Here is a 17,445-nt window from a genome sequence, read left to right as displayed (position 1 = left end):
CGTGTTCCGTCACACGAAGCTGCTGCAGTTCGAAGCCAAGCCCGAAAAGCCCGACCCCGTCTACGCCCGCAAACTCCAAGAACTCATCGGCGGCGCCTTCGGCGAAATGACCGTCACCATGCAATACCTCTTCCAAGGCTGGAACTGCCGCATCGAAGGCAAGTACAAAGACCTCATCATGGACACCGCGACCGAAGAAATCGGCCACGTCGAAATGCTCGCCACCATGGTCGCCCGCCTCCTCGAAGGCGCCCCCGCCACCGTCACCGCCGACGCCGTCAAAGACCCCGTCATGGCCGCCATGATCGGCGGCATGGACGTCCAGCAAGCCATCGTCGCCGGCGGCGGCGCCCTGCCCGCCGACAGCAACGGCACCCCCTGGAACGGCAAATACATCGTCGCCTCCGGCAACCTCCTCGCCGACTTCCGCGCCAACGCCGCCGCCGAAGCCCAAGGCCGCCTCCAAACCGCCCGCCTCTACAACATGACCGACGACCCCGGCGTCAAAGCCATGCTCCAGTTCAACCTCGCCCGCGACACCGTCCACCAGAAACAATGGCTCGCCGCCATCGAAGAACTCCAAGCCGACGGCCTCGAAGGCGACATCGCCCCCGGCGCCCTCCTCGACGAAGAAGACCAGACCCACAACCACACCATCTGGCACCTGTCCGACGGACCCGACGGCGCCAAGGGCGCCAGCTGGACCACCGGCGCCGGCATCGAATACCTGATGGACCCCCAGCCCCTCGGCGGCCCCGGCACCGCACCGGCGCCGGATCCGGCGCTCTTCGGCACCTACGCAGTGCTTCAGGACGCACCGGCTCAGGACGCACCGCCTCAGGACGCCGAGCCGGAGCTCGCGGACGGCGACGTCGAGACGTTCCACGACGGCTCGGTCTGGAAGAACAAGGTCGCCGGCAACACGCGGGCTTCGGGCAGCGCCGAGACGAAGTCCGAGGCGGTCGCGCAGGGCCGCAAGCTGGCGATCAAGCGCGGCACGGCGCACTTCATCCGCACGAAGGACGGTCGCCTCGGCGAACGCCGCACCTACCCGCGCGCCGGCTCCTGACCTCAGGCCGTCGGCATGCCCCCGTGGTCGCCGCCCTCTTCGTCACCATCGCCGGCGCGTGGCTCCTGGTCGTGGAACGTCGGCTCGGTGTGCTCACCACCGACGTCGGCGTCCTCTTCCATGCTCTCGGCGGTCACGGGGTCGATTTCGGGTGTGCTCATCGCTTCCTCCGATCGAGGCGGAACCCGGGGCATACCCGGCGGGGTGAGCGCGAAACGGGCCGGGCGGTCTCACGGCCGCCCGGCCCGGCTCCCCGCATAAGCGCGCTCCCGCACCCGCACCAGCCACTCCGGCGCGAACCCCAGCCCCTCCGGGCGATGCAGCATCGGGTCGAACGACGGCGCGTCCTCAGCGAGGCCCGCCAGCGTGAGCACCGCGCTGTCGCACCAGCGCCCGTCTTCGCGACCGGTCCGGAGCACGAACCGCCACCCTTCCGCCGCCCGCGCCGCCTCGATCGACGCCTCCACCCGCGGCGACGACGCCCATGCGCCGAGCCAGACGAGGCGGTCGGCGCGGCGGTACGGCACGAGGCTGCTGTACGCGCCGCTCGTCCAGGCCGCCGCCGGGCGGGGCAGCACCCGGCCGATGTGCCCGGCGCCCGCCGTGGTCAGGGTGATGTCCCACGGTCCGCCCGCGCGGCCCGCGCCCGGGATGCGCACCGCCAGGCCGAGCGCGTCCGGCAGCCGGCCGGGCGTGCCGGCGCCCTTGGACAGGCGGGCGATGACGGGGGCCGGCCCATCCGGCCACGGCAGGTCGTCCGCGAGCGGCCGGAGCTCGCCGTGCAGCACGACGCCCGCGGGGTGGAACGCCCGGGCGTGCCGCAGCGCGGCCAGCCCGCGGAAACCCGCCGAAACGAGACCCGCCATGTGTACTTCCCTCCCCGCCGGGGTAATCGATCGTCCTCCCGATACCCGCGCGGAGGACGGAGAAACTGCACCGACCCGAGGAGCCTGCCATCGCCACCGCGGTCCTGTTCGACGTCGACGGCACGCTCGTCGACTCCAACTACCTCCACGTCCACGCCTGGCGCCGGGCGTTCCACGAACTCGGCCGGAACGTGGATTCCTGGCGCGTGCACCGCGCGATCGGCAAGGGGTCCGGCAAGCTGCTGAGCACCCTGCTGGGCGACGAGGACGCCGACCGGATCGGCGACCGCGCGAAGGAGCTGCACAGCCGCTTCTACCTCGAGTCGGCGGAGCTCCTGCGCCCGTTCGACCGCGCCCCGGACCTCGTCCGCGAGCTGGCCGGGCGCGGGCTGCGGGTCGTGCTGGCGACGTCGGCGGCCCCCGACGAGCTCAAGGAGCTGCGCCGGGTCCTCGACGTCGACGACGTGGTCACCGGCATCGTCTCCGGCGACGACGTCGACGCGACCAAGCCCGACCCGGAACCGGTGATCGCCGCCCTCGAGAAAGCCGGGACGGCACCGGAGGAAACGATCTTCGTCGGCGACGCGGTCTGGGACGTCCACGCCGCCGAGAAAGCCGGCGTCCGCACGGTCTCGGTGCTCTCCGGCGGAATCGGCCCGGGCGAGCTGTCCGACGCCGGCGCAGTCGCGATCTACGACGACGTCGCGGCGCTGCTGGCCGGGCTGGACGACAGCGTGCTGATCGGCTGAGCCGGCGGGCGACCAGCCGTCCCGAGGGTGAACCGCTCCCGCCGCTCCACCGCCAGCCCGAGCGCCTCGACCGAGGCCGGTGCCTCGCAGGCACTGGAGTATCTGCGCGGCAAACTCGGCGAAGGCCGAACCCGCCTGCCCCATCGCCCCAATGTGGCGTTCGGTGCATCCCACGCACCCAACGCGGCGTTCGGTGCATCCCACGCACCCAACGCCACATTGGGGCGTTTCCGGCTCAGCCGAGCCAGCCGGGACGGTCGCCCTTCCGCAGCCGCCACCGGGCGGTGTCAGCCGAACATGCCCGGCTCGTAGGCGCCGCCCTTCTGGTGGACGATCACCGCGAGCCGGTTGGCCGCGTTCATCTGCGCGACCAGGGCGACCAGGGCGATCAGGGCGGCGAGCCGGTCGTCGTCGTAGTGCTTGCGGGCCCGGGCCAACTGGGTGGGTGACGACGATCACTGTCACGGCGGCGGCGCCCGGCATCTGGAGGGCGAACCCGAGCACGCAGAGGAGCCACCCATGGCCGATCCCGCCACCGAGCCCTTTCTCTCCCACCGCAACCTGCTCTTCACCGTCGCCCACCAGCTGCTCGGCTCGGCCGCCGACGCCGAAGACGTCCTGCAGGAGACGTGGCTGCGCTGGGTGGACGTGGACCTCGCCGGGGTGCGGGACCAGCGGGCGTACCTGGTCCGGATGACCACCCGCCAGGCGCTGATGCGGCTGCGGGCGCTCGGCCGGCGCAAGGAGTCCTACGTCGGTCCGTGGCTGCCCGAACCGCTGCTGACCGCGCCCGACGTCGCCGACGACGTCGAGCTGGCCGACAGCGTGTCCATGGCGATGCTGCTGGTGCTGGAGACGCTCGGGCCGGCCGAGCGGGCGGTGTTCGTGCTGCGCGAGGTGTTCGCCCTGGACCACGGCGAAATCGCCGGAGCCGTCGGCAAGAGCGCGGCCGCGGTGCGCCAGATCGCGCACCGGGCCCGCTCCCACGTCGCCGCGCGCCGGCCGCGCGGGACCGTCTCGCCGGCGGCGACCCGGGACGCCCTCGAGGCGTTCCGGCGCGCCGTCGAGACGGGCGACCTGCGAGACCTGCTCGACGTCCTCGCCCCGGACGTCGTGTTCCTCGGCGACGGCGGCGGGGTCGTCCAGGCCGTGCTTTCGCCCGTCTCCGGGGCCGCGGACGTGGCCCGCCTGCTGGCCGCCGGCCTGGGCAATTTCGCCGCCGGGAAGCTGGAAGCGGCCCAGGTCAACGACTACCCGGCGCTGCTCCTGCGGCTCGGCGGCGAGATCGACACCGTGGTGGCGGTTCGCGTCGACGACGGCCTGGTCACGGGGCTTCATGCCGTGCGCAACCCGGAAAAGCTGTCGCGCCTGGACGCGCCGGCCACCCTGTGCCGCTGAGTCACTCGACGTGCGTCGCCGCGGCCACGATGACCTCGGCGACGACGTCCGGCTGGGACACCGCGACCGCGTGCGAGGCGTCGATCCGGCGGACCGTCGAAGACGCGCGCGCGGCCATGAACTCCTGCGCCGCGGCCGGGATCGCGTTGTCCTGGTTCGCGATCAACGTCCAGGAGGGGAGCTTGGACCACGCCGGGGTGCCCTCGAACGGCGCGGCCAGGGCCTGCTGCGCGACCGGCCGCTGGGTCACCGCCAGGACGGCCGCGGCGGCCGCGGGGACGTCGGCGGCGAAGACCTCGGCGAAGTCCGCCGGCTTGATCGACAGCTCGGGCTCGCCGTCGTGCACCAGGACGTCGGTGGTCTCCGGGCCGAGCTTGGCGCCCGGGTAGCGGCCGGACAGCTCGAACACGCTCTCGCCGGCGTCGGGCTGGAAGGCGGCGATGTAGACCAGGGCGCGGACGTTCGGCGTCTCGGTGGCCGCGCGGGTGATCAGGGCGCCGCCGTAGGAGTGGCCGGCCAGGACGACCGGGCCTTCGACGCTGTCGACGACGTCCTTCACGTAGGCCGCGTCGGACTCGACGCCGCGCAGCGGGTTCGCCACCGCGCGGACCGGATAACCCTGCTCCTGCAGCTTCGTGACGACGCCGGTCCAGCTCGACGAGTCGGCGAACGCGCCGTGGACCAGGACGATGGTGGGCTTGCTCATGGCTGGCTCCTTTAGGGAGAACGATCGGTCTTTCTGCCGACTACTCTGGCGTGTCCGGGCCGCGCTGGCAATGTGACGTAGCCGATCTCGCAGAACGACCGGTCTTTCTCTAAGCTGCGGGGATGAGCACTGTCGAGCCGCACCCGAAGGACCGGCTGCTCGCGACCGCATCCCGGCTCTTCTACGCCGAAGGCATCCACGCCGTCGGGGTGGAACGCCTGGTTTCCGAGGCGGCGGTGACCCGGGCGACGTTCTACCGGCACTACCCGACCAAGGACGACCTCGTCGCCGCCTACCTCGCCGGGACCAGCCGCCAGATCCGCGCGGCCGTCGAAGCGGCGCGGGCGGGCAAGGCCCCGCGCGAGGCCCTGGTCGACACGATGGCGGTGGTCGGCGACGCGACCCGGGGCGAGGACTTCCGCGGCTGCCAGTTCCTCAACGCCGCCGCCGAGTACCCGGACCCGGAGCACCAGGTGCGCCAGGTCATCGAGGACCACCGGCGGTGGTTCTCCGACGTCCTGCGCGAGCAGGCCGCGGCCCTGGGCCACCCGGAGCCGGACCACGCCGCCCGGGTGCTCGTCCTCCTGCGCGACGGCGCCCTCCACGGCGGCGAACTCGACGACCCGGAGAAGGTGCGCGCGACGCTCCGCCGGGCCGTCGACGACCTCCTGCCGGGCTGATCAGGGTCCGAACACGCGTTCAAGCGGCGTTCACCTGCGAAAACCCAGCGAAGCTAGGCCGAACGGGTTACTGTGCCGATGGGTGCTGATCCGACCACAGCCACGGCCGAACGACTTTGCGGCGACGGTGACGCCGCACGGGGGCGGCCTGCTTTCGGCCGCATCAGCACCTGAGCACGTGAGGTGACGGAGGTCCGAGATGGCGGCAAACGACGCGTCGCGCGTCCCGGCCTGGCTGGAGCCGATGCTCGCCAAGGCCGACGGCGGCCGGCTGCGCAGCGGCCCGGAGTGGGCCTACGAGTACAAACTGGACGGTTACCGCGCGGCCATGCGGATCGCGCCGGACGGCACCACCACCCTCACCAGCCGCAACAACATCGACTTCACCGCGGAGTTCGCCGAACTTGCCGGCGTGCTCACCCCCGCGCTCGACGGGCGGGCCGCCTACCTCGACGGCGAGGTCGTCGTCTACGGCGACGACGGCCGGATCGACTTCGAGCGGATGCAGGAGCGCCGCGGCCGGTACGTCCGGCACCAGAGCGGGCCGAAGGGCCTCGAGTTCACCGACGTCCCGGTCCGGTTCCTCGCCTTCGACCTGCTCCAGCTGGGCGAGCGCAGCCTGCTGGCCACCCCGTACGACGAGCGCCGCCGGCTCCTCGACGAGCTGCCGATGCCGGACCCGTACCGCGTTTCGGTGGTCCGTGCGGTCACCTTCGACGAGCTCGCCGCCGACCGCCGCACGCCCGCGGACTTCCTCGCGCACGCCGCGGCCGCCGGGTACGAAGGCGTCGTCGCGAAACTGCGGTCGTCGGCCTACCTGCCGGGCCAGCGGCCGGACTCGTGGCTGAAGCACCCGCTGATCCGGACGCAGGAGGTGATCGTCTGCGGCTGGCGGCCGGGCCAGCGCAGCTTCACCGGCACCCTCGGCGGGCTGCTGCTCGGCGCCCACGACCCGGGCACCGGCGACCTCGTCTACATCGGCGACGTCGGCACCGGGTTCAGCCAGGCCACCCGCGCCGAGCTGCAGGAGCAGCTGCAGTCCCTCGAGCGGCGCACGCACCCGTTCGCGACGACGCCCCCGCGGGAGGACACCGTCCGCGCGCGCTGGGTCGAGCCGCGGCTGGTGGGCGAGATCGTCTACCGCCAGTTCACCCGCGGCGGCCGCGTCCGCCACACCGCCTGGCGCGGCCTGCGCCAGGACAAGGACCCGGCGGACGTCCTGGCCCCGCGCGCCGGGCCACCGCCCGAACCGGCTGCCGCCCCACCGCCGCCCGAGCCTTCGGCACAGCGGATCACCGTCCAGGCGGGGAACCGGCGGCTCACGCTGTCCAATTTGGACAAGGTGCTGTACCCGGCGGCCGGGTTCACCAAGGGCGAGGTGATCAACTACTACTCGCGCGTCGCGGCGGTGCTGCTGCCGCACCTGGCCGGCCGCCCGGTGACGTTCATCCGCTACCCCAACGGCGTCGACGGCCAGAAGTGGTTCGAGAAGAACGTTCCCAAGGGCGCGCCGGAGTGGCTGCGCACGGTCCGCCTGGCCGGCAGCGGCGGCACGATCGACTACCCGCTCCTCGACGACCTGCCGGGGCTGGTGTGGGCGGCGAACATGGCGGCGCTCGAGCTCCACGTGCCACAGTGGACGGTGGAGTCGGGTGCCCGCCGCACCCCGGACCGATTGGTGTTCGACCTCGACCCGGGCCCGGGCACGACGGTCGTCGACTGCTGCCGGGTGGCCGAGCGCCTGCACGACGTGCTGGTGGCGGACGGCCTGACGCCGTACGCGAAAACGTCGGGGTCCAAGGGGATGCAGCTGTACTGCGGGATCACCACGGACGACCCGGCGGCGCCCTCGGCGTACGCGAAGCGGCTCGCGCAGCGGTTGGCGCGCGAGACACCGGAGTCGGTGACGGCGGTGATGGCGAAGGCCCAGCGGACGGGCCGCGTGTTCATCGACTGGAGCCAGAACAGCCCGGCGAAGACGACGGTGGCCCCGTATTCCCTGCGCGGCCGCGACCACCCGACGGCCTCGACCCCGGTGACGTGGGAGGAGGTCCGGGCGTGCCGGCACGTGGCCCACCTGACGTTCACGGCGGACGAGGTCCTGGACCGCATCGACGACCACGGGGACCTGCTCGCCGGGTTGACGAAGGCCGCGGCGCTGCCGGAGTGAGGTTCAGTTCCGGCCCAGGAGGCGGTGGACCAGCCCGCCCAGGCCCGAGCCGCGGCCGGACGGGGTTTCCGCCGGCGGTGCCACGGTTTCGGCGGCCCGCCGGTGGGCTGCCGGTTCGGATCGTGCTTGCGGGATCGCGGGGACGTCGGCCGGCCCGAGCGCATGCTTCGGCCCCGAGCTGACGGCGGTGTGCGGGGCGGCCGGTTCCGCGGGTTCTTGCGCCGGCGCGGGTGTTGAGGAACCGGGAGTTGCAGGCGCTGCATAGTGTCGGGGCAGTGCCGCGGGCGCCGCTGCCGGAGCCTCCTGGCGCACCGCCGGCTGCTCCTGTGCGGGCACCGCCATCGGAACTTCCCGGTGCACCGCCGAGAGCTCCCCCGCAGGCGCCGCTGTCAGGGCCTCCTGGTACATCGCCGGCTGCTCCCCCATGGGCGCTGCCGCCGGTACCTCCTGCCGCACCGCCGGCATCTCCTCCGGCCGGGGCGCCGGGATCTCTCCCGCGATCGTCCCCGACTCCGGCACCGCCCCATCCGGCCGCGGCTCTCCCACCCCGCCAGCCAGCATCTCCGGCGTGATCGCCGGCGTCATGAGCGGTGTGTGGGCCGCGTCGGCGTTCGGGGTCGCCGGCTCGCGGGCCACCGGGTAGCGGGCCAGGGGATCGTCGTCGATCGCTCCGTTCGCGCGGTGGCTCCGGAGGAGACCGCAGCACCCGAGCAGGCCGAGCAGGCCCGCCAATCCCCACCACACCGTCATGTCGCTCCTCCGTTTCGCTCGTCCCCCGGTTATCCGGGCCCCGCGCCACCCAACCGGAGCACCACTCGGGTGGGTGACACGTTCACCCCAGCTTCGGCACGTCGCCCGCGAACGAGACCGGTAGCTCGTACAGGCCCCGCGCGGTGCGGCCGCCGCCCAGCCAGCCGTGGAAGTAGATGTGGCCGTCCACCACGTCCGCTCCGCCCGGGGCGTCCACCTTGCCGCCGAGGAGGTCGGTCGACAGGAACTGGGCGTCGGCCTTCACGAACGGGCCCGACAGCGCCGGCGCCGACGCGTAACACGTGTGGTAACCCGTGCTCTGGAACGTGTCCGCCGAATAGAACAGCAGGTAGCGGGACGCCGTCTTCACCACCGAAGGCGCCTCGACGATCGCCTTCTCCGCCGTCAGGTCCGCCCGGAGCAGCTCGGTGCGCGGGCCGGTCAGCGTACGGCCGTCGGCCTGCACCTTCTGCGTCCAGATCGCCGCCGGCGGTCCCGCCGGCCCGCCGTCGCTTTTGTACAGCAGGTGGCGGGAGCCGTCCGCGTCCACGAACGTCTGCGGGTCGATGTCGCCGTGGTCCTCGGGGGCGCACACCAGGGGCTGGTCGCCGGCCGGGGTGTACGGGCCTCCCGCTTTCGCCGCCGTGGCCGCGCCGAGGCACATTTCGCCGCCCGTCTTCTGCGCGGCCGCGAAGTACAGCACGAACGTGCCGTCCGCCAGTTGCGTGACATCCGGTGCCCAGAAGCCGCCGTCCGGCTTCGCCCACACCGGTACCGCGCCGAGCGCGTCGCCGGCGACCTGCCACGGTCCTTCCGGGGCCGGCGCCGTCGCGAACGGGATCCGCTTCGCGCCCGTGCCCGTCGAGAACGCGAAGTAGCCCCAGGCGGTCTTGAGGACGTCCGGATCGGGGAAGTCCTGGTTGATGAGCAGCCGTGGCGCGCTGACGGCCGCCGCTTCCGGCACCACCGCGAAGGCGGCGGCAACGGCCATGACGAGGGCGAGCGGCAGACCCTTGAGACGCATAGGCGATTCTGTTGACACCCCAACGCTTCCGGCAACGGCAGACGGCCGCCGTCACCGGGAAGCGTGGATTTGCCCGCGTACCCTGATCGGGTGGATTCGCCCGGGCGCGCGGGGGTAGACGCCAACGCATGCACGCAACGAGCGGACGAGGTGCGTACCGCGCCGGCCACCCCGTCGGTGAAGCCGAAGGGGCCGCCGCCCGGCAGGAAAAACCGTTGGGTGCGCCGGGAAAACCGCTCGACCGCCGGACCCCGTTCTTCACCGGGATGCTCGCGGCGGCCGGGGTCGTCGTCACGGTCGCCGTCGTCGAGGTCGTCCTCGCCGCCTCCGACGCGCTGCTGCTGATCGGCATCGCGTTCTTCCTCGCGGTCGGCCTCGAACCGGTGACCGCCCGGCTCGCGCGCCGGATGCCGCGCGCGCTCGCCACCGTCATCGTCGTCGTGACCGGGCTGGCCGTGCTCGGCGGGACCGTCGCCGCGGCCGCCGTGCCGCTGGCCGACCAGGCGGCCCAGCTGCAGAACGGCGCACCGCGCTACCTGACCCTGCTGCGCGACCACAGCACCCTGCTGGGCCAGGCCAACGAAACCTTCGGCCTCGAAGCCGCCGTCCGGTCCGTCCGCCTGACCGACGTGGCGGAGTCGCTCGCCGGGCTGCTCGCCGACGCGGTGATCGTCGTCGTGCTCGCCAGCTACTTCGTCGCCGACTTCCCGCGGATCCGCGCGGCGCTGTACCGGCTGGCCCCGCGCTCGCGGCGGCCGCGGGTGATCCTGATCGGCGACGCGGTCTTCCGGAAGGTGGGCGCGTACCTCGTCGGCAACGTCGTGGTGTCCCTGATCGCCGGGGCGGCGACGTTCGCTTGGCTGTGGGCCTTCGGCGTGCCCTACTCCCTGGTGCTGGCCGTGCTCGTCGCCGTGCTCGACCTGGTTCCGGTGGCGGGTTCGGTGGCGGCGGGGGCCGGCACCAGCCTGATCGCGTTCACGGAGTCGGTGCCGGTGGGGCTGGCGACCGTGGGCTTCTTCGTGGTCTACCGGCTGGTGGAGGACTACGTGCTGCTGCCGAAGGTGGTCGGCCGCGCCGTCCGGATCCCCGCGTTGGTCACCGTGGTCGCGGTGCTCCTCGGGTTCGAGCTGCTCGGCGTGGTCGGCGCGTTCGTCGCCGTGCCGGTCGCGGCCGCGGTGCTGCTCGTCGTGCGCGAAGTGGCCGTCCACCGGCTCGACCGGGCATGACGAAACCGCCGCGCGGGAATCCCGCACGGCGGTTCGGACCGGATTCGGTCAGTTGCCCTGGGCGGTCCCGCCGTCGGCGATCTGCCCGGCGGCGCAGTTGTACGGGGACTCGCCCTCCGCCTCGTGCTCGCCCGGCGAGAGGATCGGCACGCCGATGCCGTTGGCGACGTCGTGCAGCGGGACCTGGACCCCGAGCACGTTGATGTCGTTGTCGCAGACGCCGCCGACGACGTTCAGGTTGTGCAGCGCGTCGAGGTTCTGCACGTTGCCGATCAGGCCGAACTGGTCGGTCGAGTCGACCGGGTGGCCCGCGACGCTGACGGTGGTTGCGGACGCGGATCCGCCGAGCACCGCCATCCCGGCGGCGAGAGCGGTGGCGACGAAGCCGAGCTGCTTGATCACGGGAGAAAACTCCTTCTGAATACCCGCCGGACGGTCCGGCAGGGGGTTGGGGGAAGGGAACAGGTCCGGCTTCGGTTCGCCGGGCCCGGGGAAATCCGTCAAGGTGCGTTCACGCCGGGTGGGACCGGCGCACTTTCTCCAGCGTCGCGGCCGGTCCCACCCGGGCCGGCGGCGTCCGGCGTCGCGGCGTGCCCGGGACGCGGAACCGAAGTGTGCAGCTCGCTCCGTGTTCCGGGCGCGCGGCGCGACGGCGGCACAGCCGCCGGACCCCGTGCCGGAGCCGGCTTCCGCACACACAGCGGGCGGCCCCGGCACGGAGATTTTCAGTGACCCTGGCTCGTGCCGCCGTCGGCGAGACCGCTCGACGCGCAGTTGTACGGCGACTCGCCCTCGGCCGAGTGCTCGCCCGGCGACAGGATCGGCACGCCGATGCCGTTGGCGACGTCGTGCAGCGGGACCTGGACCCCGAGCACGTTGATGTCGTTGCCGCACAGGCCGAGCGTGGCGTTGACGTTGTGGAGCACGTCGGTGTTGTTCAGGTTCACCAGGCCGACCTGGCCGGTGTAGTCGTAGCCGCCGTAGTGGTGGCCGTGGCCGTGGTGGTGCTCGTGGCCGTCCGGGGTACCGGCGGAGGCGACCCCGCCGGCCAGGATCGCGCCGGCCGCCGCGGTGACCGCGACGAAGCCCATCTTCTTCAGCATGGATTGCTCCTCAGTGAACGATTTCGGAGAAAGCAGGACGGCCGTGAAGTGTGTTCTCCGTCCCGCGTGGTGGAAACGTACTGAGAGCCGCCCGACGTTGCCACTTCGTGCCACCATCGTGTGGGTACCGCGAGCCTCTGACCGCGCCGGGTGTGGTCCGATCGGGTTACGCGGATGGTTTCTTTCCGCCCGGCACCTCACCCTTATCCTGCGCCGGAAGCCGTTGCGGGGCAAGGGAAGAATCCGGGCATGCGAAAGAGCCCTGCGCCACCGCGGGACGGGGCGGCGCAGAGCTCTCCGGCTCGGTTCTCTACTGTGGCCAGGCCTCGGCTTCGGCCGTGAGCGCGGTGGTGACGTCGATTTCGCCCGACCGCACCCGCCACGCGAGCGAGTCCGGCCGCGGCTGCAGCAGGTGCCAGCCGACGACGGCTTCGTCGCCGTAGCACGGGCTTTCCTCGTCACCGATGCCCAGCGCGGCGAAGTACTGGCGGGCGGGCCAGGTTTCGGGAACCCAGGCGCGCGCCCAGCGCACGACGATCCTGGCGAGGTCGTTGCGCCCGTCCGCCGGGTGGATGAGGCGGTCACCGGTGGTGCAGATGAGGCGTGGCGTGAAAGTCGCGCCGAGCGGCGCGACGACGAGATCAGTGTTCATTACTCCCCCGGTCCACGGCAGTGGACGGAATGGCCCGGCACGGATGCGCTGCTGCGCTTGACGAGGGGAACGACCGGTGGCGGGCGTGCGCGCACAACGCGTCCCTGCGCGGCTCTGTCTTGAACCGCGAGCCATCTTACAAACGCCGGGAAAGCGGCCGGAACCGGGGCCCGGTGCCGGAGCATTCGCTCGTTCACGTGACAGCACGAGTGAATGCGGGCGGCGGGGGTACGCCGCCGGAGAAGCACCCTCCGACCGGAAGGAAGAACCGAGATGACGCGCACGGCACGAAAACTGTTCTGCGGCGGAGTCGTGGCCGCGGCCATCGCCCTGACCGGCGCACTGCCGGCATCGGCGGCGCCGGAATTCGCCGCCCCGGCCTGGCACGCCCAGACCGACGACGGCAATGCGCGCGACAACAACCACGACGACAACGACGACAACGGGTTGTGGGGCCTGCTCGGCCTGGTCGGGTTGCTGGGTTTGGCGGGCCTGGTCCGCCGCGGGCCGAAGCCGGGTGCGATGGCGGGGTACCCGGTCGCCGGGGAGGCACCGCCGGCCAACACGTACCCGCCGGCCGAGCCGCGCCGGAACCCGCCGGGCGTCTGAGCCGCAGCGGTCCATTCTGCGGCGGGACGGGGAACGGGGCGGCCAGGGCGATCCAGCTCGCCGCCCCGGTCTTCGCCGGGGGGATGGATGGTGGTCTCCGGCGCTGCGGCAGCAGCGGAAACCGGGCGAGCAGGGCAATTCATCCCTTTCTCCCGGGCCCGATCGGATAGCCGAACACCGGTGGTACCCCGCCGAACGGCAACCCCCGGGACCGGCCCGCACACCCGGCAGCCAGGGCAATCCCGGCCACCCACCCGAACGCCGGCCGCACCGCGCCGAACCACAACCCCCAGGACCAAGCGACCGGGGCGGACCCGGCAGGCGGCCCCGCGTTCGCCGGGTGCCCGAGTGCCCCTGGTGCCGCGCACCGCCGATCCCCCTTCATCTTCGCGCACAACGTCCCGGCGCCGTCGGCGTCGGGACGTTCTGCGTTTCCTGCTTCTCCGAATGGCGCCCAGTTGCCGCCTCTCGGCACCGAGGGGGCCGCGGAGACGACCGGGAAACCGGTCCCGCGACCGCCCCCCAGATTAGCGAGCCACCCGGCGCGCAAGAAGGGTTTTTCCGCCGTATCCTACTTACGGGTGGATTTCCGGACGCAACGCAAAAGCCGCCGATTACCCAATCTTTCCTTCGCGAAACCTCACGATCGAGTGAAAGTAGAACATCACCCGATCTAGCACGGGTCGCATCCGAGACGAAAAAGATTCGATCGATTCATCCGTATATCGTAATCGGCCGACACGGCCGGGTGATGGCATTACCCACCGTAGCCGAAGCGCAAAACGGCTTGCGCACCCCTTCACGCGAACTCGATGTTTGTTCCGGTGCCGCCGCGCGGCCGTACACCGTGCGGAATCGATCTCGGCCGGCGGCCGCCGGGATCCGCTCGCGCTATCGCGGATCGGCGATCACGATGATCGCAGTCGGCATCGCACAATCCGGAGGAGTACGACATGAAAAGTGCACTGACCCGAGCGCTCACGGTGTTCGTCACCGCCGCCGCGGTGACCCTGGCGGGCGTGGGTGTGGCGACGGCGGGCGGGCCCGGCGGCAGCGGATCGTCGAGCACCACCAGCGCGGCGGCCGAGGTCCAGGGCCTGCGCGACCAGCTCGCGGCGCGGGCGGACCGCGGGGACGTGCCCGGCACGCAGGCCACCCTCGCGCGGCTGGACCCGCTGCTGTCCGATCTGTCCCAGGGCAAGCGGTACACGATCCAGGCCGCGGCCAAGGACAGCGCGGCGACCGCGCAGCAGGAGACCGAGAAGGCGCGCAAGGGCGTCGACGACCTCGCCACCCAGCTGCAGTCCCGCCAATCGCTGCCGCCGGTGTCGGCCCTGCTCAACGCGTTGCTGCAGCGGGTCCTGATCAGCCTTTCCGCACTGGTGAACGACCTTCTCGGCGGGCTGCCCGTCCCGGTCGGCTGAGCCGGCCGGACCCCCGGACGGACAAGCCGGCGACGGCCCGGCGCGGTTCCCCTCCCGCGCCGGGCTTTCGTCGTCCGCGGCCGACGAACCCCTGCGGCACAAGAAGAAGCCCGGTGCGGCGGACCGCACCGGGCTTTCGCGTGCCGTGGGCTATTCGTAGACGACGTAGGCGGGCTTCGGGCTCAGCGCCAGCACGTCCGCCGGGCTCATCAGAGCCCCGCCGCGGCGGGTGTCCTCTTCGAAGAACAGCTTGAAGCCCGGCCGCACGTGCGCGGGCATGGTCGTCATCAGCGTCTTCCACGTCGCCTTCTTGGCCGACGCCGACCCGATGCCGTCGACGACCTTGACCGGCGAAACGCCGTGGTGGGCGTGCAGCAGCTGCTCGTCGCGCACCACGGACGCCGCGACCTGGTGGTAGACCATCACCTTGGCGGGCAGGTGGTGCGCGTCGGCCAGGCCCCCGAGGTACTTCGCGACGCCGTCGAGCTCGTCGCCGGTCGTGCGGCCGAACTTCTTCCCGGGGATCACGCCCGGTTCCACGGCCCACTCCGGGTCGAGCGCGACGCCGACGTCGGGCTCGGTCAGCCAGCGCTCGTACGCCTGGACCTCCGGCAGGAAGTCCGCGCGGCCGGGCTGGATGTTCAGCAGCAGCAAGCCCTTCATCGCCCGCGCGGCGTCGAGGTACTCGCGCACCGTGTCGTCGTCGCAGCGGCTGCGGAACATGCCGTCCGCGCCGGGCGAGCGGTGCACGGTGGTGGCGATCAGCTCGACGACCGGGGTGATCGGGCGCCCTGCCGGGAACGCCTCGATCTGGCGGCGCAGCGCGCGGCTCGCCTCGGTGAGGTCGCCGGTCATCCGGCCGAGGGCCTTGGCGCCCGGCGCTCCGCAGAACCCGACGAGCAGGCTGGTTTCGAGCGGGTTCGGGGGTGGCGGCGCCGGCGCCGCGGCGGCGGCCGCGGCCGCGGCCGCGGGGGCCGGCACGGTGAGCGCCTTGCCCCGTTGCAGGGCACCGCACGCGCTCGTGGCCAAGCCGGCAAGGGCGGCGGTGAGGACCAGACGTCGATCGAAGGTTCGTTCGGCGGCAACCGCCTTTTTCGGGACCATCGCGGGGAAATACCCGATCCCGATCTTGGCCAAACCGGTTTTCCGACTATCACCGAATCGTGCGCTCACCCCATTCGGGGCTGACGTCCCGGCCTGCGGAAACGTGGTTTTCGGGGCGGTTGCCGGCAATTGCGCACTCACCCGACCCGGTGGCTCGGCCCGCACCCGCTCCGGGCCGGCAGCACACTTCCCCGCATGCGTTGCCTTTTCCGGTTCGGTACCGGGTTCACCGCTTTCCTCGCCCTGGCGGCCTGCGGCGGTCCGGCGCCCGTGGCCCCGGCGCCCGCACCGCCGCGGCCGGCGCCCGCCGCGGCCCCGGTCCGCGTCACGGCGGCCGCCGCCCGTGAGGTCGGCGCGGACGAGCTCGGCCGGGTACCGGTCCTGATGTACCACCGCATCGGCGCGCAGCCGCGTTCGGTGTACGACCGCACGCCCGCGGACTTCACGGCGGAACTCGAGCGCCTCGCGGCGGAGGACTACGTCCCGGTCACGACGGCGGACCTGGTCGCCCGCCGGCTCGACCTCCCGGCCGGCGCCCACCCGGTGGTCCTGACCTTCGACGACGGCGACCCGAGCGTGTTCAGCCTGACCCCGCAGGGCCAGCCGGCCGCGGGCACGGCGATCCGCATCCTGCTGGACGTCGCGGCGGCGCACCCGCGCTTCCGCCCGGTGGCGAGCCTGTACGTCAACGAGCACCCGTTCGCCGACCCGGGCGACGGCCGCACGTTGCGCTGGCTGACGGAGCACGGTTTCGAGATCGGCAACCACACCCGCCGGCACACGAACCTGCACAAGGCGACGGAGAGCGAGACGATCGCGGCGATCACCGAAGGGGACGCGGAAATCCGCAAGGCGGTTCCGGGGTACCAGCCGACCACGCTGGCCCTCCCGTTCGGAATGCACCCGCGCCGCGAGGAGCTGGCCCAGCGCGGCCCGGGCTATTCGTACGCGGGGGTGCTGCTGGTGGGCGCCGGACCGGCGCCGTCACCGTGCGCGGCGAACTTCGACGCGAGCGCGATCCCCCGCATCCGTTCCCAGTCGCAGGGCCGCGAGGCGGAGTACGGCTCGACGCACTGGCTGGACGAGCTGGCGTCCCCGACGGGCCACCGCTACACGTCGGACGGAGACCCGTCGACGGTGTCGTACCCCCGATCCGAGGGCGCGGTGGCGCCGGCGTGTGCGAGCGTGGGCCTTGCCTACTGACCCGCTCCCGGTGGCCCGGGTGGACTGGCTGCCGCAGCCCCGCCGCCGGCCCCAGCCACCACGCGGAACGGCGGCGCCGAAGGGACCGCGGATCCCGGCCCGGAAGACGACATCGGCGGCGGGGAGCCCGGTTGCGGCTCAGTCGGCCCCGGTGCAGGCACCCACGGCTCAGGTTGCTCCGGCGCCGGTCGCTCCGGCGCCTCCGGTGCAGCCACCCACGACTCAGGTCGCTCCGGCCCCGGCCGCTCCGGCTCCGGTTGCTCCGGCACTTCCAGTGCAGCCACCCACAACTCAGGTCGCTCCGGCGCCGGCCGAGCCGGCCGCCACTCGAACCGCACCCCCGGGGCCCGCACCCGAAGCGCCCGCCGAGCCCGCGCAAGATCCAGAGACTTGGGCCACCCCGGTCTGGCCCGGTCCCGAAGACCTCGCCGCAGCACCACCGGTCCCGGCGACCGCACGGCCGCCGCGGATTTCGGCCGAGGTGGCACTCGCAGCTCCGGCCCCGACCGGAACAACCGCCGCCGCTCCGGAAGCCCCGGCCACACCGCCGACAGCCGCCCCCGAGGCAGCCCCTTCAAGCCCGGAAGACCCACCCACACCCGTGACCACCGCGACCCCGACTGCCACCGAAACACCCGCACCGGAAACCGCATCCGCGCCCACCGATCCCGCAGCACCCCCGCAGGAGCTGCAGCCCTCGCCCGATGCCATC

Annotated in this window: 18 protein-coding genes and 2 pseudogenes; 10 read left to right on the top strand and 10 right to left on the bottom strand. The window is 72.6% G+C overall.

Annotated elements, in window-relative coordinates; translation table 11 throughout:
* Position 1 precedes the first annotated feature (1 nt).
* Together C2L59_RS21780 and C2L59_RS49125 are read left to right on the top strand one after the other, a co-directional pair.
* A pseudogene (locus tag C2L59_RS21780) lies at positions 2-817 on the top strand (manganese catalase family protein); the annotation flags it as partial.
* Positions 803-1,069 carry a DUF2188 domain-containing protein gene (locus tag C2L59_RS49125; protein ID WP_233223622.1) on the top strand — a complete coding sequence of 89 codons (267 nt, stop codon included), beginning with the start codon at positions 803-805 and terminating at the stop codon, positions 1,067-1,069. The pseudogene C2L59_RS21780 and the gene C2L59_RS49125, both read left to right, overlap by 15 nt.
* Before the next feature lie 2 nt (positions 1,070-1,071).
* On the opposite strand, the gene C2L59_RS48155 is transcribed toward C2L59_RS49125, so the two are convergent.
* Both C2L59_RS48155 and C2L59_RS21775 read right to left on the bottom strand, forming a co-directional pair.
* Positions 1,072-1,230 carry a hypothetical protein gene (locus tag C2L59_RS48155; protein ID WP_199199184.1) on the bottom strand — a complete coding sequence of 53 codons (159 nt, stop codon included), beginning with the start codon at positions 1,228-1,230 and terminating at the stop codon, positions 1,072-1,074.
* Between the two features lie 69 nt (positions 1,231-1,299).
* Positions 1,300-1,935, bottom strand: coding sequence for a hypothetical protein (locus C2L59_RS21775; RefSeq protein WP_103351356.1), 636 nt, complete (start codon positions 1,933-1,935; stop codon positions 1,300-1,302).
* Between the two features lie 29 nt (positions 1,936-1,964).
* Here C2L59_RS21775 and C2L59_RS21770 point away from each other — a divergent pair, with 29 nt between their 5' ends.
* Positions 1,965-2,684: an HAD family hydrolase gene (locus C2L59_RS21770; RefSeq protein ID WP_370444762.1), complete on the top strand. Its 720-nt coding sequence runs from the start codon at positions 1,965-1,967 to the stop codon at positions 2,682-2,684.
* A 287-nt stretch (positions 2,685-2,971) separates the two neighbouring features.
* On the opposite strand, the pseudogene C2L59_RS21760 reads toward C2L59_RS21770, so the two are convergent.
* Positions 2,972-3,118 (bottom strand): annotated as a pseudogene (locus tag C2L59_RS21760) (carboxymuconolactone decarboxylase family protein); the annotation flags it as partial.
* 85 nt (positions 3,119-3,203) lie between these two features.
* Between C2L59_RS21760 and C2L59_RS21755 the strand changes: the two are divergent.
* Positions 3,204-4,082, top strand: coding sequence for an RNA polymerase sigma-70 factor (locus C2L59_RS21755; RefSeq protein ID WP_103351354.1), 879 nt, complete (start codon positions 3,204-3,206; stop codon positions 4,080-4,082).
* A gap of 1 nt (position 4,083) precedes the next feature.
* Here the strand turns inward: C2L59_RS21755 and C2L59_RS21750 are convergent, their stop codons facing one another.
* The gene (locus tag C2L59_RS21750) at positions 4,084-4,788 is read right to left on the bottom strand and encodes an alpha/beta fold hydrolase (RefSeq protein ID WP_103351353.1); all 705 of its coding nucleotides are present in this window, start codon (positions 4,786-4,788) and stop codon (positions 4,084-4,086) included.
* Between the two features lie 122 nt (positions 4,789-4,910).
* On the opposite strand from C2L59_RS21750, the gene C2L59_RS21745 reads away from it, so the two are divergent.
* Both C2L59_RS21745 and ligD read left to right on the top strand, forming a co-directional pair.
* Positions 4,911-5,468 carry a TetR/AcrR family transcriptional regulator gene (locus tag C2L59_RS21745; protein ID WP_103351352.1) on the top strand — a complete coding sequence of 186 codons (558 nt, stop codon included), beginning with the start codon at positions 4,911-4,913 and terminating at the stop codon, positions 5,466-5,468.
* Between the two features lie 199 nt (positions 5,469-5,667).
* On the top strand, positions 5,668-7,638 hold the full coding sequence (ligD, locus tag C2L59_RS21740) for a DNA ligase D (protein WP_103351351.1): 1,971 nt from the start codon (positions 5,668-5,670) through the stop codon (positions 7,636-7,638).
* 3 nt (positions 7,639-7,641) lie between these two features.
* Here the strand turns inward: ligD and C2L59_RS21735 are convergent, their stop codons facing one another.
* Both C2L59_RS21735 and C2L59_RS21730 read right to left on the bottom strand, forming a co-directional pair.
* A complete protein-coding gene (locus tag C2L59_RS21735; RefSeq protein ID WP_103351350.1) occupies positions 7,642-8,388 on the bottom strand; it encodes a hypothetical protein in 747 nt (248 codons plus the stop codon).
* A gap of 82 nt (positions 8,389-8,470) precedes the next feature.
* On the bottom strand, positions 8,471-9,412 hold the full coding sequence (locus C2L59_RS21730; protein WP_103351349.1) for a glycoside hydrolase family 43 protein: 942 nt from the start codon (positions 9,410-9,412) through the stop codon (positions 8,471-8,473).
* A 128-nt stretch (positions 9,413-9,540) separates the two neighbouring features.
* Between C2L59_RS21730 and C2L59_RS21725 the strand changes: the two genes are divergently transcribed.
* Positions 9,541-10,638 (top strand): AI-2E family transporter, encoded by a 1,098-nt coding sequence (locus C2L59_RS21725; RefSeq protein WP_233223620.1) that lies wholly within the window; start codon positions 9,541-9,543, stop codon positions 10,636-10,638.
* Positions 10,639-10,686: 48 nt separating this feature from the next.
* On the opposite strand, the gene C2L59_RS21720 is transcribed toward C2L59_RS21725, so the two are convergent.
* The 3 genes from C2L59_RS21720 to C2L59_RS21710 all read right to left on the bottom strand — a co-directional run bounded on the left by C2L59_RS21720 (position 10,687) and on the right by C2L59_RS21710 (position 12,393).
* Positions 10,687-11,040, bottom strand: a complete 354-nt coding sequence (locus C2L59_RS21720; RefSeq protein ID WP_103351347.1) for a hypothetical protein — start codon at positions 11,038-11,040, stop codon at positions 10,687-10,689.
* Positions 11,041-11,363: 323 nt separating this feature from the next.
* Positions 11,364-11,741, bottom strand: a complete 378-nt coding sequence (locus C2L59_RS21715; RefSeq protein WP_103351346.1) for a hypothetical protein — start codon at positions 11,739-11,741, stop codon at positions 11,364-11,366.
* Positions 11,742-12,051: 310 nt separating this feature from the next.
* The gene (locus C2L59_RS21710) at positions 12,052-12,393 is read right to left on the bottom strand and encodes a hypothetical protein (protein ID WP_103351345.1); all 342 of its coding nucleotides are present in this window, start codon (positions 12,391-12,393) and stop codon (positions 12,052-12,054) included.
* A 273-nt stretch (positions 12,394-12,666) separates the two neighbouring features.
* On the opposite strand from C2L59_RS21710, the gene C2L59_RS21705 reads away from it, so the two are divergent.
* Both C2L59_RS21705 and C2L59_RS21700 read left to right on the top strand, forming a co-directional pair.
* Entirely contained in the window at positions 12,667-13,002 is a 336-nt protein-coding gene (locus C2L59_RS21705; RefSeq protein WP_103351344.1) for a WGxxGxxG family protein, read from the top strand.
* 953 nt (positions 13,003-13,955) lie between these two features.
* The gene (locus C2L59_RS21700; protein WP_103351343.1) at positions 13,956-14,426 is read left to right on the top strand and encodes a hypothetical protein; all 471 of its coding nucleotides are present in this window, start codon (positions 13,956-13,958) and stop codon (positions 14,424-14,426) included.
* 150 nt (positions 14,427-14,576) lie between these two features.
* On the opposite strand, the gene C2L59_RS21695 is transcribed toward C2L59_RS21700, so the two are convergent.
* Complete coding sequence (locus tag C2L59_RS21695; protein WP_233223619.1) at positions 14,577-15,455, bottom strand: hypothetical protein; 879 nt, start codon at positions 15,453-15,455, stop codon at positions 14,577-14,579.
* Positions 15,456-15,725: 270 nt separating this feature from the next.
* Here C2L59_RS21695 and C2L59_RS21690 point away from each other — a divergent pair, with 270 nt between their 5' ends.
* Positions 15,726-16,733 carry a polysaccharide deacetylase family protein gene (locus tag C2L59_RS21690; protein WP_103351358.1) on the top strand — a complete coding sequence of 336 codons (1,008 nt, stop codon included), beginning with the start codon at positions 15,726-15,728 and terminating at the stop codon, positions 16,731-16,733.
* Positions 16,734-17,445: the final 712 nt, after the last annotated feature.

This window comes from Amycolatopsis sp. CA-128772 (genome assembly GCF_002904295.1).
In the GTDB taxonomy this organism is placed as follows: domain Bacteria; phylum Actinomycetota; class Actinomycetes; order Mycobacteriales; family Pseudonocardiaceae; genus Amycolatopsis.
This window is presented reverse-complemented; position numbering and strand designations above follow the sequence as displayed.

Excerpts from the sequence above, each read along its gene's own strand:
- C2L59_RS48155 (WP_199199184.1), bottom strand. The coding sequence starts at position 1,230 with ATGAGCACACCCGAAATCGACCCCGTGACCGCCGAGAGCATGGAAGAG.
- C2L59_RS21775 (WP_103351356.1), bottom strand. The coding sequence starts at position 1,935 with ATGGCGGGTCTCGTTTCGGCGGGTTTCCGCGGGCTGGCCGCGCTGCGG.
- C2L59_RS21755 (WP_103351354.1), top strand. The coding sequence starts at position 3,204 with ATGGCCGATCCCGCCACCGAGCCCTTTCTCTCCCACCGCAACCTGCTC.
- C2L59_RS21750 (WP_103351353.1), bottom strand. The coding sequence starts at position 4,788 with ATGAGCAAGCCCACCATCGTCCTGGTCCACGGCGCGTTCGCCGACTCG.
- C2L59_RS21745 (WP_103351352.1), top strand. The coding sequence starts at position 4,911 with ATGAGCACTGTCGAGCCGCACCCGAAGGACCGGCTGCTCGCGACCGCA.
- ligD (WP_103351351.1), top strand. The coding sequence starts at position 5,668 with ATGGCGGCAAACGACGCGTCGCGCGTCCCGGCCTGGCTGGAGCCGATG.
- C2L59_RS21735 (WP_103351350.1), bottom strand. The coding sequence starts at position 8,388 with ATGACGGTGTGGTGGGGATTGGCGGGCCTGCTCGGCCTGCTCGGGTGC.
- C2L59_RS21730 (WP_103351349.1), bottom strand. The coding sequence starts at position 9,412 with ATGCGTCTCAAGGGTCTGCCGCTCGCCCTCGTCATGGCCGTTGCCGCC.
- C2L59_RS21725 (WP_233223620.1), top strand. The coding sequence starts at position 9,541 with ATGCACGCAACGAGCGGACGAGGTGCGTACCGCGCCGGCCACCCCGTC.
- C2L59_RS21715 (WP_103351346.1), bottom strand. The coding sequence starts at position 11,741 with ATGCTGAAGAAGATGGGCTTCGTCGCGGTCACCGCGGCGGCCGGCGCG.
- C2L59_RS21710 (WP_103351345.1), bottom strand. The coding sequence starts at position 12,393 with ATGAACACTGATCTCGTCGTCGCGCCGCTCGGCGCGACTTTCACGCCA.
- C2L59_RS21705 (WP_103351344.1), top strand. The coding sequence starts at position 12,667 with ATGACGCGCACGGCACGAAAACTGTTCTGCGGCGGAGTCGTGGCCGCG.
- C2L59_RS21700 (WP_103351343.1), top strand. The coding sequence starts at position 13,956 with ATGAAAAGTGCACTGACCCGAGCGCTCACGGTGTTCGTCACCGCCGCC.
- C2L59_RS21690 (WP_103351358.1), top strand. The coding sequence starts at position 15,726 with ATGCGTTGCCTTTTCCGGTTCGGTACCGGGTTCACCGCTTTCCTCGCC.